At 36.5% G+C, this 13,289-nt stretch carries 15 protein-coding genes; all 15 read right to left on the reverse strand.

Annotated elements, in window-relative coordinates; all coding sequences use genetic code 11:
* Positions 1-20: 20 nt before the first annotated feature.
* The gene (locus ACFO5Y_RS01635; RefSeq protein ID WP_209494335.1) at positions 21-1,211 is read right to left on the reverse strand and encodes a phosphoglycerate kinase; all 1,191 of its coding nucleotides are present in this window, start codon (positions 1,209-1,211) and stop codon (positions 21-23) included.
* A 103-nt stretch (positions 1,212-1,314) separates the two neighbouring features.
* The gene (gene gap, locus ACFO5Y_RS01640) at positions 1,315-2,319 is read right to left on the reverse strand and encodes a type I glyceraldehyde-3-phosphate dehydrogenase (protein ID WP_197104499.1); all 1,005 of its coding nucleotides are present in this window, start codon (positions 2,317-2,319) and stop codon (positions 1,315-1,317) included.
* 28 nt (positions 2,320-2,347) lie between these two features.
* The gene (locus ACFO5Y_RS01645; protein ID WP_197104500.1) at positions 2,348-3,394 is read right to left on the reverse strand and encodes a sugar-binding transcriptional regulator; all 1,047 of its coding nucleotides are present in this window, start codon (positions 3,392-3,394) and stop codon (positions 2,348-2,350) included.
* 318 nt (positions 3,395-3,712) lie between these two features.
* A complete protein-coding gene (clpP, locus tag ACFO5Y_RS01650; protein WP_197104501.1) occupies positions 3,713-4,312 on the reverse strand; it encodes an ATP-dependent Clp endopeptidase proteolytic subunit ClpP in 600 nt (199 codons plus the stop codon).
* Positions 4,313-4,508: 196 nt separating this feature from the next.
* Positions 4,509-6,455, reverse strand: a complete 1,947-nt coding sequence (locus tag ACFO5Y_RS01655) for a purple acid phosphatase family protein (RefSeq protein WP_197104502.1) — start codon at positions 6,453-6,455, stop codon at positions 4,509-4,511.
* 197 nt (positions 6,456-6,652) lie between these two features.
* Positions 6,653-6,835 carry a 50S ribosomal protein L32 gene (gene rpmF / locus ACFO5Y_RS01660; RefSeq protein WP_138404853.1) on the reverse strand — a complete coding sequence of 61 codons (183 nt, stop codon included), beginning with the start codon at positions 6,833-6,835 and terminating at the stop codon, positions 6,653-6,655.
* Positions 6,836-6,864: 29 nt separating this feature from the next.
* Positions 6,865-7,416: a YceD family protein gene (locus ACFO5Y_RS01665; protein ID WP_197104503.1), complete on the reverse strand. Its 552-nt coding sequence runs from the start codon at positions 7,414-7,416 to the stop codon at positions 6,865-6,867.
* Positions 7,417-7,507: 91 nt separating this feature from the next.
* Positions 7,508-8,680, reverse strand: a complete 1,173-nt coding sequence (locus ACFO5Y_RS01670; protein WP_197104504.1) for a tRNA(Met) cytidine acetate ligase — start codon at positions 8,678-8,680, stop codon at positions 7,508-7,510.
* 20 nt (positions 8,681-8,700) lie between these two features.
* Positions 8,701-9,450, reverse strand: a complete 750-nt coding sequence (locus ACFO5Y_RS01675) for a class I SAM-dependent DNA methyltransferase (protein WP_197104505.1) — start codon at positions 9,448-9,450, stop codon at positions 8,701-8,703.
* Entirely contained in the window at positions 9,447-9,836 is a 390-nt protein-coding gene (rsfS, locus tag ACFO5Y_RS01680; RefSeq protein ID WP_269434923.1) for a ribosome silencing factor, read from the reverse strand. The genes ACFO5Y_RS01675 and rsfS overlap by 4 nt, the downstream gene beginning before the upstream one ends.
* On the reverse strand, positions 9,812-10,420 hold the full coding sequence (yqeK, locus tag ACFO5Y_RS01685; RefSeq protein WP_197104506.1) for a bis(5'-nucleosyl)-tetraphosphatase (symmetrical) YqeK: 609 nt from the start codon (positions 10,418-10,420) through the stop codon (positions 9,812-9,814). The genes rsfS and yqeK overlap by 25 nt, the downstream gene beginning before the upstream one ends.
* A 17-nt stretch (positions 10,421-10,437) precedes the next feature.
* A complete protein-coding gene (locus tag ACFO5Y_RS01690) occupies positions 10,438-11,082 on the reverse strand; it encodes a nicotinate-nucleotide adenylyltransferase (RefSeq protein ID WP_138404856.1) in 645 nt (214 codons plus the stop codon).
* A gap of 52 nt (positions 11,083-11,134) precedes the next feature.
* Positions 11,135-11,452, reverse strand: coding sequence for a ribosome assembly RNA-binding protein YhbY (gene yhbY / locus ACFO5Y_RS01695; protein ID WP_197104507.1), 318 nt, complete (start codon positions 11,450-11,452; stop codon positions 11,135-11,137).
* Between the two features lie 15 nt (positions 11,453-11,467).
* Positions 11,468-12,589: a ribosome biogenesis GTPase YqeH gene (yqeH, locus tag ACFO5Y_RS01700; RefSeq protein ID WP_197104508.1), complete on the reverse strand. Its 1,122-nt coding sequence runs from the start codon at positions 12,587-12,589 to the stop codon at positions 11,468-11,470.
* Entirely contained in the window at positions 12,582-13,106 is a 525-nt protein-coding gene (locus ACFO5Y_RS01705) for a YqeG family HAD IIIA-type phosphatase (protein WP_197104509.1), read from the reverse strand. Before ACFO5Y_RS01705 ends, yqeH begins: the two co-directional genes overlap by 8 nt.
* Between the last annotated feature and the right edge of the window lie 183 nt (positions 13,107-13,289).

A 13,289-nucleotide genomic window follows, 5' to 3' on the forward strand; every position in this document is an offset into this window, starting at 1 on the left:
TTAATTTAAAGTCTTAGTAATTATTTCTCGTCGATTGAAGTAACACCTGGTAATTCAGTACCTTCTAGATAGTTTAATGAAGCTCCTCCACCTGTTGAGATGTGTGAGAATTTATCTTCATAACCTAATTGTGCGACCGCAGTTGCTGAATCTCCCCCACCAACAATTGTCGTCGCGTTTTCTAGATCAGCAATGGCTTCACAAACACCAATGGTTCCTTTTGCGAATGATTCCATCTCGAATACACCCATTGGGCCATTCCATACAACTGTTTTAGCATCTTTTAATACATCTTCGAATACTTTAACAGATTCTGGTCCACAGTCTAATCCTTGCCAGTCAGCAGGGATATCATCTACAGAAACAACGTCTGTATTTGCGTCATTTGAAAAATCATCTGCAATTACTACATCTACTGGTAAAACAATTTTGTCTCCAGCAGTTTCTAGTAATTCTTTAGCTAAAGGAATACGGTCTTCCTCTAATAATGATTCTCCAACTTCTTTACCTTGTGCTTTCAAGAATGTGTAAGCCATTCCTCCACCGATAATTACTTTATCAGCTTTGTTTAATAATGATTCGATAACTTTAATCTTATCAGATACTTTCGCACCACCTAAGATAGCTACAAATGGACGTTCAGGATTATCAACTGCGTCTCCTAAGAATTTTAATTCTTTTTCAACTAAGAATCCTACAGCAGAGTCTAAGTTTGATGCAATTCCAACGTTTGATGCGTGAGCACGGTGAGTTGTTCCGAATGCATCGTTTACGAATAAGTCACCTAATGAAGCCCAGTATTTACCTAATTCTGGATCATTCTTAGATTCTTTCTTACCTTCTAAATCTTCGTAGCGAGTGTTTTGAACTAATAAAACGCCACCCTCAGATAGGTTAGCTACTGCTTCTTCTAATTCTTCTCCACGTGTTTTGTCTGAGAAAAGAACTTCTTTATCTAATAACTCGCTTAAACGTTTTGCAACTGGTTCTAAACTGTTGTTAGCTTTATCTTCTTCAGTTTTAATACGTCCTAAGTGAGAGAACAATACTACTTTCGCATTGTTTTCTATTAAATAATTGATTGTTGGTAAAGCCGCTTCGATACGGTTATCGTTAGTGATTTTCCCATCAGCCATAGGTACGTTGAAGTCAACGCGGACTAAGACTGTCTTACCATTTACTTGAATATCATTTAATGTTTTCTTTGCCATTATATATCCTCCTATATAAAGTCCTTAAAAAAATAATAGCGGGGAAGCTTAAGCCTCCCCGCTATTTTGGATAGACGCTTAGGTATAAACGCTATGCAATTAATTATAATTTAGCGAAGTATTCTAAAGTACGAACCATGTTTCCTACGAAACCAGCTTCGTTGTCATACCAAGCAACAGTTTTAACTAATTGAGATCCATCAGCTGCTTCTTGGATTTCAGTTAATGTAGAATCAAAGATTGATCCTGCATGTGTTGAAATAATATCTGAAGAAACAATTGCATCTTCATTGTATGCAAATGAATCGTTTGAAGCTTTTTTCATAGCTGCGTTGATTTCATCAACAGTAGTGTTTTTCTCTAATAATGAATAGAAGATTGTGTGTGAACCAGTTACTGTTGGAACACGTAATGCTGAACCATCTAATAATCCGTTAACTTCTGGGATTACTTTACCGATTGCTTTTGCAGCACCAGTAGATGATGGGATGATGTTTTGTGCAGCTGCACGTCCATCACGGAAGCTTCCGCTTGGTGAATCTTGTAATACTTGTGATGAAGTATAAGCATGAACGGTAACCATGTTACCAGCTTTAATTCCATATTCATTATGTAATACATTAACTACTGGAGCTAATGAGTTAGTTGTACATGATGCTGCTGAAATAATAACGTCATCAGAAGATAAGATATCTTCGTTAACACCGAATACAATTGTTTTAGTATCTGCATCTTTAGCTGGTGCAGAGATAACTACACGTTTAGCACCTGCATTGATATGTGCTTGTGATTTTTCAGCTGAAGTGTAGAATCCAGTACTTTCGATGACGATATCTACTCCAAGGTCTCCCCATGGTAAGTTATTAGCATCTTTTTCAGCAAATACTTTAATTTCTTTACCGTCAACTACTAAACTTTCACCTTGTAATTCAACATCGTGATCAAAACGTCCGTGAGCTGTATCATATTTTAATAAGTAAGCTAAGTTATCGTTATCAGTTAAATCGTTAACTGCAACAACCTCTAAATCTGCGTTTGTTTCTAAAATACGACGGAATACTAAACGTCCGATACGTCCAAAACCATTAATACCAACTTTTACTGCCATAAAAAAATTCCTCCTTAAGGATTTTATTTCAAAGGGTCTCCCCATTTAAAACCATATTTGCTAAACCTTCATCACAGATTAACCATCCATGACTCGGGGCTTTTTGAAAGAACGCTTCTACAGCTTTCGCCTTAGAAGATCCTCCCACGATTGTAAGTAACAAAGGTATATTAGATAAATCTTTAAATTTCAAACCTATCCTAGGATAACGTAAAACCGTTTCTCCATAAGAATCGAAAAATATACCAAATGCTTCTCCAACGGCGTGTCCATTCTCGATAATTTCTTGTTGTTCGTCTGTAATCTCTCTACGTTCCGCCATTACATTAGCAGTTCCTATACTTAATAACAAGCAATTTGCACTCTTACTCATATCAATGACTTCTTTAATCATTGGATCTTTGAGCAATATCTCCGAAGTTTCTTTACCTAAATTCTCAGGTATAAACAACGGAATATACTTAGAGTCTGTTTGCTGCGCCATTAAGCTCCCCACGCTATTTGATTGGATATTAATCGAACTTCCCAATCCTCCACGTGAAGGAACGAATGTAATACTTCTTCCATCTGATAATTCTGGTGTGAATGATTCTGCTACTTTAGATAAAGTAGATCCACCTGTAACTGCAACCACATTATCACCTTCAGGTAAGTGTTTGTCCAAAATTAAATGAACGACTTGACCTAAGAACTGATAAACTGATGCATCTTTATCTGCATCACCTGGTACAATCCGACAATGTTCAATATTAAGCTTTCTCTTTACAGCCTCTTCCACTTCGTAAAACTTATGTTGTTGTTGATTAAGCAGATGCTCATCAATCATCACAATAAGGTCTCTCCCTTGTTGTGTTAGTTTTACGCCACTACGGTTTACGGATACGAGTGATTGACTTTTCAGCATCTCTAATATCGTTCTTACCGTTCTTTCAGTGAAATTAGTCTGTTGTGAAATAAACTTACGACCAATTCGTTTGTTTACATCATCCAAAACACGTAATACTGCGAGCCTCTCAGCTAACAAATCACTCACTTCAGGAACAATTGACTGAATAATTGTGAATATATCGGCCATTAATTCCCTCCTAGATGGTCAAAAGGCGACCATTGCATACAGAGCTACAACTCACTCCGAAAATCTAAATGAGTCTCACACCATGTCATTATCATACCATGACTTGAGTCTTCTTGCAACTGAAAAGCTCTTTATCCTGGCTAAAAAACAACCTAACGGGTCACAATATGTCCAACGAGGTCAGTTATTATTAATTTATTAGGAATAAAACCAAACAAATACGCCCGTACAATGCTATTATCGCACGAAATACCTAAGTATTGCGAGTAATATCCATTGAACGGACGTATAAATTATAGATTATTTATCTATGTCATATTATTTTTTATTTAAAGCTTTGTTACTTTCCATGATTCCGTCAATTAAGCCGTATTCAAGTGCTTCTTCAGCTGTTTTGAAATTATCACGATCTGTGTCTTGTTCGATAACTTCAATGGGTTGACCTGTTTTGTCACTTAAGATTTGATTTAAACGCTCACGAGTTTTAAGAATATGACGAGCAGCAATTTCAATCTCTGTTGCTTGTCCTTGTGCGCCACCTAATGGTTGGTGAATCATTACTTCAGCATTTGGTAAAGCCCAGCGTTTACCTTTCTCTCCGGCTGCTAATAAAACTGAAGCCATTGATGCTGCCATACCGATAACAATTGTTTGTACATCTGCATTAATAAAGTTCATTGTATCGTACATAGCCATCCCAGCTGTTACACTCCCACCTGGTGAGTTAATATATAGGAAGATATCTTTTTCTGGATCTTGTGCGTCCAAGAATAAAAGTTGAGCAATCACTGAGTTTGCTACGTTATCATCGATTTGACCACTTAACATAATAATTCTGTCTTTTAGTAAACGTGAATAAATATCATAAGCACGTTCTCCACGTGATGTTTGTTCTATTACTGTAGGTACTAAATTCATAGTATTCCTCCTTCGCGAATTTAAAGCTGTTAAACAACTTTCTAACCAAGTATAACTTATAGGTCAATAAAGGTCAAGGATATTACTCGGTAAGATTTTTTGCATTATTTACCCCTTATATCGACGTACTAATATACAAAAATAAGGAAGCCGAGTTTTAACACTCAGCTTCTGACTACTTGTTTAGTAACCTAAATTATTCTGCAGACTCTTCTGATTCTTCTGAACTTTCTTCAGATGTTTCTTCTGATGATTCTTCTTCAGTTGAAGATTCTTCGGAGCTTTCTTCAGATGACTCTTCTGAAGTTTCTTCTGAGCTCTCTTCAGATGTTTCTTCTGAAGCTGAGTCTTCTGAATTTTCTTCAGTTGCTTCTTCTTCTGAAGCTGCTTCTTCAGTACCTTCTTCTGTAGTTTCTCCACCTTTAGTAATTCCGAATGAGTGAACGATTGATACTGTACGTTCTTCACCTTCGTGTAAGTTACCTTCGATTTGGTAGATATCTACTCTTAATTCATCTCCACTTACAGTATATGCAGCGAAGTTTTGAACTGCTGAATCACGGTTGTTTGAATGACTTGTATCGAATGCTTCTGATTCTTGTGGTTGTCCACCGAATGCGAATAAGTTGTTATAGTAATCAACGTCTTCTTGAGTCATCCAATCTAAGTTAGGACGAACAGTGTGAATGTGTTCTACACCTTTAGAATAGATATCGTCATACTCTTTAGTACCACCAGTGTTTGGTAATACGAAGATTGTTCCTTGAGGATTTACGTAATACTCTACGTCACCTTCCGTAGTAGTTTCAGCTTCGTCCACAACACCGTTAGAGAAATTCTCATCAGTTGGAACATAGTTTAATGGTTTAGTACGTGAAATTACGTGGTCGTGACCTTGTAAAGCTAAATCGATATCTAACTCATCAATTAATTCCATGAATTCTTCACGGACTAATTGAACATCTGTATCTTGTAATGAGTGATAAGATTTAGAGTATAATGGTTTGTGGTAAGATAATACAACCCACTCAGCACCGTTCGCACGTGCTTCTTCAACGTCATTTCTGATCCAATCAATTTGTTCTTGTCCTAAAGCTTTACCTTCTGGATTGTCTTCAGATTCTTTGTTATCGTTTGTGTTTGCTACAACAAAGTGAACACCGTTGTAATCGAATGAGTAGTATGATCCACCATCAATAGCATCGTTTTCAGCTGGAACATTAATATGTTCGTTAAATTTAGTCGTTAATTGAGGGTCACCATATACTAATGCGTACTCATCGTGGTTACCTGCTGCAACAGCGAATGGTACTTGTAAGATAGACTCTTTAGATTGCTCTAAGATGTCAACCCATTCATCTTCAACTTCTGCAACTTCTACCACGTCACCAGTATGTAATACGAAATCTGCTTCAGTTTCTTCTAAAGCAGTAGCAACAGTGTCAGCACCGAATGCTGCTTCATTATATACATGCTCATTCCAGTATGCGTTTTGAGTATCTGTATATTGTACGAATGTAAATTCTTCTCCTGCTTCACCAGCAGTTGTGAAAGTACCTACTTCACTTGTTTCTCCTGCTTCACTACCTACTTGATAGTAGTAAGTTGTGTTTGGCTCTAAGCCTTCTGCATTTGCTTTATATGAATATTCAGTCACTGCTACTAAATCCATTGATCCAACAGCTGAACCTGAAGTCCACTCTGGACCTGAAACATTCTCGTCTGTATAGTATCCGTTAACTTGTGGTTCACCGTTTTCGTCAGTGACTACTTCGCCCTCTTCATCATATTCGATGTCAGCAAAGATAAAGTATCCATTCTCATCACGTTCACCATAAGTGTTTACTACTTCTTCTGCAGTCGCTTCAAATTCTAAGGCGTCACTTAAATCTTCATTAGTAGAAACCCATACTTTAGCATCTTCAGCTAATTCAGTTGTATACCAGTTGAATCCCATTTGTGTGCTAGGATCACCATTAAATGTAGTAATAAGACGGTTTGGCGTATTATTAGGTGCAACCTCCGCTACAGTTGGCTTTTCTTCACTTAGTTCAATATCTTGTGCTAATGTCGCTACTGGTGAGAGTAATTGAGCAGCAAGTAATGATCCAGTGATCAATTTCTTAAGACTTAAATTTTTCATTCTTTGAAATCCTCCTCATATTTTTATAAGCTATCCACAGTGCTTATAAATATAGTTTAACAAGCCATTGTAAATACAATGTAAATTCTATGTAAATGTTACGTAAACTTTACAAGGATTCGTAATTAAAGTGTGTTTATACTGTTTTGAATTTAAAGCAAAAAAATAGAGCTAATCAAAAGATTAGCTCAACAAAATTATTCAGCTGTATTAGATACAACTTCTTTTCCATCGTAGTGTCCACATGATGAACATACACGGTGGCTTAATTTTAATTCTCCACAGTTAGCACAAGTGTTCATTCCTGGTACTTGTAACTTGTAGTGTGTACGACGTGCTCTTTTCTTTGCTTTTGATGTTTTACGTTTAGGTACTGCCATTCTCTACACCTCCTAGTTGATGTTTGAGGTTATTGTTCCTCATCTTCGTTATCTAATAGCGTTTTTAAGGCTGCAAAGCGAGGATCAACCGTTTCGGCTTTCTCTTCTGCTAAGTTTTGCTCGTATTCTTCTTCGGTGACGACTGTCCAATCATTACCCGACGGTAAATCTCCGTCTTCTTCTCCTGGCTTTAATACTCTTGTAGGTATATTAATCGCGATGTTATCAGTCACTGCAACATCTAAATCAATATAATCATACTGAAGTACAATCGTAGTCTCTTCATATTCCCCGACGTTTCCATCATATTCCTCATACACATAACGTTCGCTAATTGGAATGTTTAAGTGTAATGATACTGGTTCTAATGATCTCGATGACGGCACCGTCAGTCGAGTATCGATTTGACCATGAAGAATGATATCTTCATTAGAAGGTACGAAATATCCGTTTACAATCACTGATTCCACATCTAAGATTGAAGGGTTTCGCTCCATGAGCTGTTCTTTAATATCTAAAGATTCTTCAAAATTAATAATATCATCAGGATGATCTTTTAATTGGCGGATTGTCCATTTCATCTATTATCACCTCTAAAACGACAAGATTTATTATATTGAAGTTTACAATTCTTGTCAAGATTATTTTAATATTAACACGATTCCTTTTCAATTAATAGTGAATTGGGAATCTTCCAGTGTTTTGTTGCATTATTTTATGTTTTGGATTGACTGAATAGACTGTGTCCGCACGTAAATTTAATTGATAATTGCGTGCGTTGTCTTGAGTCAAATTACTAAATAAATTCAATCCTGTTTGGTTTCGCTTCATCTTAAGTACTTTTCTTCCGGCATCCGAGTAGCCAAGTACGCGAATCGTAAGTAGATCATTGTTTAATTCAATGCTTTCTTGCCATTCTTTGTTTGTTATATTCAACAGAATCATCATTAACTTCCTTTGGATGGAAGCTTTCGTCCATCTTTTAGATGTGAGTGCATCAATTAAAGAGTCGAAATTATCAGTTTCCAAAATTTGCTGATAAATATAATGTTCAACACCATGATCAATGCCTTGATATTGAGTTAAGCGTTCGGCACTTTGACTTTGTACTTGGTACTTTAGTAAATCATAATAATCAGTAAGTTGTACGTTTGGATGACTGATTAGTTTTTGATATGTCCGCTTTGGTACAGTATCCTCGGTGACTAATTGTTGACGATTCAATTCTCGTATTTGACTGCCACTTAAGACTGCTTGCATATGTTCATTCTGTTTAATTCTAGGAATAGCTGTAACATCCATCTTAGAATTTAATTGCTTCAATGCTTTAATATATTGAATCCCAAGTAAATGATTAGGTGAGTCTGTTAATAGTTGCGCCTTTTCAGAAGCGTTATCTATAGCTTCTACAGCAGATTGATAACTCGCTGCATAAGAATTGCCCTCGTTAAGATTAGTTTTAACACTTCTATCGATTGCTTCTTCATTCTCAGCTAACCACTGAACATAAGCATTCAAGTCTTCATAGGAAGCAGACTCTGTTCCAAAAACAAGTTGATCTGACCCTAATAATTCTAGTGTCTTAACCGACCAATACGCGAAGTAATCCGCTGCTTGTAAACTAGCTAAGAGTGGTAACTCTAAGACGAGGTCAGCACCGTATTCCAATGCAATCTCAGCTCTTTGCCATTTATCAATTAGAGCGAATTCTCCGCGTTGAACAACATTTCCACTCATCAATACAACGAGCGCATCTGCCGAAGTTCTTTGCTTCATTTGTTCTAATTGATATTGGTGACCAAGATGGAAAGGATTATATTCGGCAATGACTGAAACAATCTTCATCTTATAACACTCCCCAACTCTTACTTACTACATCTAAAGAACCAACGGTCTGCCTCTTTATCTGTTCTCTTGTCATAATATTTACTTCCGTAATCAACAAACACTTCAATCTTATCCGCTTGAAAGCCTGCTTCAACTAAAGCATCCATATACTTCTCTAATGGGAAAGTTTGCTCTTGAAGTTCAACATCGACGCGTTCAAACTGCGACCCCTCAACTTGTCTATAGACAGTCAAGTAATGCTCAACGCTAAGTGATTCAGCATCACTGGCGCTTTCCCAAATTAAAGTTGCTGACTCGTCTTGATCAAAGTATTCAAATTCAGAAAAAACATCCGTCATTTGATACGGTGTCCAAACATCGAACAATAACGTTCCTTGCTCAGACAAAGTGCGATACATCCCTTTAAATGCCTCTTTAACGGCCTCGTAGTCGTTTAGAAAGCATAGTGAGTCCAAGTAACAAGTGACTAAGTCAAAGTCCTTTAAATCCGCTGATAAACGCGTCATATCTCCATACTTGAATTCAACATTCGGTAAATTAACTACTTCTTGACGAGCAACCTCTAACATATCCTCATCAATATCAATTCCCGTAACTGAATCAACGAAAGGTATCATCAATTGAGTAAACCAACCTGTTCCACAGGCGATATCTAACATTTTTCTAGGCTTTCGGTCTAAACTATTTAAAGTATAGTCAACCCAATATTCATACACAGATAGATCATTGAATCGATCATATACATCTGCTATTTGGCTGAAACTCATTGTTCTGAGATCCAGTCGCTAACATCAACTAATGGTGCATCTTGCCAAATTTTTTCTAAATTGTAATTTGCACGTTCAGAATAGTGGAACACATGAATAATAATATCATTCATATCAATTAATACCCATTTACCACCGTTTTTACCTTCAACGTTTTTCAATTCGAAATTATTCTCATCAATCACGCTAGTAATTACATTAACAATTGCTGATAATTGACGGTCATTTTTGGCATCCATTACGACAAAGTACTCTGCTAATGGTGTCAATTGTGCGACGTCTAAGACCATGATGTCATGTGCTAAACGATCATCTGCGGCGCGTACAATTACTTCTAATTTTTCTTTTGTGTTTATAATAATTAACCCTCCTGTTTTTTTGCCCAGTGGTTATAAATAACCACGCTTTCAACATATACTTTCTTATTCGTTTCAACAAGATGTTTGATTGTTTCTCTCATCTTGTAAAAGACAACTGCATCCAAATCTGTTTCGGCTAATTTTCTAGCTTCAGCCACCCCATCAAAGTTACGACCAGGTTCAATATAATCTGCCACAAAGAGTAATTTGCTCAGTAAGCTCATTTCCTTCGCGCCAATCGTGTGTTGTGCAATGGCATGAATGATTTCATCGTCGAACACACTATATTTCGCACGCGCTAATTCTGCCGCAGCTAGGCCGTGCCATACTGCTTCGTTCGCAACTCTTAAGGGCTCATACGGTGCATACATTGTCGCAAGTTGATACATCTTTTCGTCTGAATAATCTTTACAATGATCATGCATTAAAGCAGAGATACTCACTTTTTCTAGATCTTTGTAATCATATTGTCTCGCTAATTCTAACGCTGTTTCTTCGACACGAAGAACATGCTTAAATCTTTTTGGTTTGAGTTCTTCTTTAAGATTATTAAGTAGTTCTTCTCGTGTTACGTTTATATAATCTTTAGTGTATAGAATTTCTGATACCAAACTCTTGCCTTCTTTCTTTAATCCATCTCATAAAGTTTGTGTTTTTGGATATAAGCTTCTACCTTACTTGGAACTTGATAACGAATAGATTGTTCCAAATACACTCTGAGTCGTATTTCTGTTGAACTCAATTCAATCAAGGGAGAGTCGACCCATAGTATAGGATATTGTCCTTGATAAGGGAATTCCCCTGGACGTCTGACTCCAACAAATTGAACTAATTGTACTAATTCATCAATTTGTTTCCAAGTTGACAAATCATTCGCGCTATCAGAACCGATTATAAAATAAAAATCAGATTCTGGATAAGTTTCAACGAAATGTCTCATTGTATCAACAGTATAATTCACCCCACCACGGTGAATTTCATAAGGTTGTACTTTAAATAAAGGATTGTTCTCAATGGCTAATTGAATCATTTGAACACGGTGTTGCGAAGCGATGGTCGTCTTTCCTGGTGCATGAGGTGGTTTAGCCGTTGGCATAAACCAAACTTCATCTAATTCCAATTGATTCCCAACTTGTTCTGCCATTAATAAATGTCCGAGATGTGGCGGATTAAATGTTCCACCTAAAATACCAATCCGTTGTCGATCATCCACCGATGATTTCGGAGTAAATTGACTCAGAATAATCGGTTCGAGTGCTTCTTCAATTGACATAAACTCTTGCGCTTTTACTGTGCCATTTGAAATACCCATTCTACACGTCCCCTTAGCTTAATCGATTTACTTGTTGACTGATTTCCTGATATTTTTCTTTTGTTGATGGACGGTATAAAATCGCTGTACTTCCGATTGTTTGAATAATAACACCACCGATTTCATCCGCAATTTTGTTAGCAACGTCATCTAAATCTTCATCACTGTTTTGTAAGATGACAAATTTAATTAATTCACGCTTTTCAATTGCGTTGTCCACTTGCTCGATAAATACATCTGTTAATCCTAATTTCCCCATCTGGAAAAGAGGTTTTAAATTATGCGAGTATTTACGCAAAAATTTTGTTTGTGCTTTGTTTAATGTAATCATATTAATTCCCTTCGTTTAAATAATTGCTGTACGTTTAGATACGCTAATTTCTTTAGGTAGCCAAACTTTTATTTCTGCTTTTGCATTTACTGTTAACCAACCTAAACCAGTAATACTAATGTCTTGTGTTTGGTCTAGTGTGAATGTTTGCTCAACTAGCTCTGGATACTCTTCTGCATAATCCTTGCTAGGTGGTGCTAACATCTCACCAACATGTTTCTGATACAACTCATCTGCATTCTCAGTTTTAGTACGATGTAAGTACAAATCAGTTGAGACGTAGAAAGTCATCGCTGTCTTTTCAACATCTGACTGAACGAGATCCACTCGACCGACACCGGCTAAGAAGATTGTTTGTCCTTCATTTAATTGGAAGGTTTTTGGTTTGATTGGTTTACTTGGTAGCACACTTTGGTTGTCTGAACGACTTAAATGATGTGCTAATTGTGTACGACGGATGATACCCGGTGTATCAATGATCGCATGCGCATCAGTTAAAGGAATTTGAATTAAATCCAACGTCGTACCAGGATGGTTTGATGTCGTAATGACTTCCTTATCTCCACCGTAATAACCAATCAATTGATTAATCAATGTTGATTTCCCAACATTTGTCACCCCAACGATATAAACATTACGGTCACTAATGACTTCTTCAATTTTTTCAGCTAATGAATAAATTCCCGCGCGTTTTGTACCGTAAGTTAATACGATATCTTCAGGATATAAACCATGACGATTCACTGTTTGGCGAATCCAATCTTTTACTTTTGATTTACGCGTTACTTTCGGAAGTAAATCGAATTTGTTTGCTGCGATAATAAACGGTTGGTTCCCGATAAATCGGTGTAAACCAGAGATTAAACTTCCCTCAACATCAAAGATGTCTACAACTAATACAACAAAGGCATCATCATTAGCGATTTCACCCAATTTGTTTAAAAATACATCGTCATCAATATCTAAATCTTGTAATTGATTGTAATGTCTAAGTTTAAAACAACGTTGGCAGTAAAACTCGCCTTTTTCTATCCCTTTATTTAACGCAGATTGTGGTAAGTAACCTATCTCATCTGGATTCTCTGTTTGAATGGTTGCCCCGCAACCGATACATTGAAATGTTTCTTGCTCACTCAAGCGTATTCCCCCAATCTCCTGTTCGGTCAATGCCGACGATTTTAAATGCTATCTTTTCTAACATACGATTAATTATTGTAAATATATTATCATTTGGCGCAATAGGTTTGACTAAGATACTCTTAAGATGATTACGATTCGCACCAATCACATCTGTCATAACTTGATCTCCAATCACAGCAACATTCTCTTTAGGTACTTGTAAATCCTCGATAGCAAGTACAAAATGCTTTCTGCGTGGTTTTAAAGCACTTGAAGTAAACCTTAACTCTAATGGTTCTGCTACTTTAAGTACTCGATCATAGTTGTTGTTTGATAAGAGGTAAATACCAATCCCTGCGTCTTTAAATCTTGTTAACCATTCAGCCATCTCTTCAGTATGCTCCCACTGATTCCACGCAATGAGCGTGTTATCTAAGTCGCATATGATTGCTTTAATATCATGTCGCAATAAATCTTCTGGCTTAATTGCGTAAATTGAATTGATGGTCCAGGTTGGAGTCAATAATTTTTTCATATAGTCCCCTTTTAAATTCTTATATTGTCTTTGATATTATAACATATTCTTCCAACATTCTATAATAACATATCATATCTGAGTACTGTACACTATTTGATCAAATTGACAAATATATATTCTATTCTAACAAAAAATAATCCTAATAAATTATTGCCCCATGTTATAAATCTATAACATTGA

This window comes from Ruoffia tabacinasalis (genome assembly GCF_042652985.1).
Taxonomy (GTDB): domain Bacteria; phylum Bacillota; class Bacilli; order Lactobacillales; family Aerococcaceae; genus Ruoffia; species Ruoffia tabacinasalis.

Bases quoted from the DNA above. Each gene is read 5' to 3' on its own strand.
- ACFO5Y_RS01635 (WP_209494335.1), bottom strand. From the start codon at position 1,211: ATGGCAAAGAAAACATTAAATGATATTCAAGTAAATGGTAAGACAGTC.
- ACFO5Y_RS01670 (WP_197104504.1), bottom strand. From the start codon at position 8,680: ATGAAGATTGTTTCAGTCATTGCCGAATATAATCCTTTCCATCTTGGT.
- ACFO5Y_RS01665 (WP_197104503.1), bottom strand. From the start codon at position 7,416: ATGAAATGGACAATCCGCCAATTAAAAGATCATCCTGATGATATTATT.
- ACFO5Y_RS01675 (WP_197104505.1), bottom strand. From the start codon at position 9,450: ATGAGTTTCAGCCAAATAGCAGATGTATATGATCGATTCAATGATCTA.
- ACFO5Y_RS01705 (WP_197104509.1), bottom strand. From the start codon at position 13,106: ATGAAAAAATTATTGACTCCAACCTGGACCATCAATTCAATTTACGCA.
- gap (WP_197104499.1), bottom strand. From the start codon at position 2,319: ATGGCAGTAAAAGTTGGTATTAATGGTTTTGGACGTATCGGACGTTTA.
- ACFO5Y_RS01645 (WP_197104500.1), bottom strand. From the start codon at position 3,394: ATGGCCGATATATTCACAATTATTCAGTCAATTGTTCCTGAAGTGAGT.
- rpmF (WP_138404853.1), bottom strand. From the start codon at position 6,835: ATGGCAGTACCTAAACGTAAAACATCAAAAGCAAAGAAAAGAGCACGT.
- yhbY (WP_197104507.1), bottom strand. From the start codon at position 11,452: ATGATTACATTAAACAAAGCACAAACAAAATTTTTGCGTAAATACTCG.
- clpP (WP_197104501.1), bottom strand. From the start codon at position 4,312: ATGAATTTAGTACCTACAGTAATAGAACAAACATCACGTGGAGAACGT.
- ACFO5Y_RS01690 (WP_138404856.1), bottom strand. From the start codon at position 11,082: ATGTCAATTGAAGAAGCACTCGAACCGATTATTCTGAGTCAATTTACT.
- ACFO5Y_RS01655 (WP_197104502.1), bottom strand. From the start codon at position 6,455: ATGAAAAATTTAAGTCTTAAGAAATTGATCACTGGATCATTACTTGCT.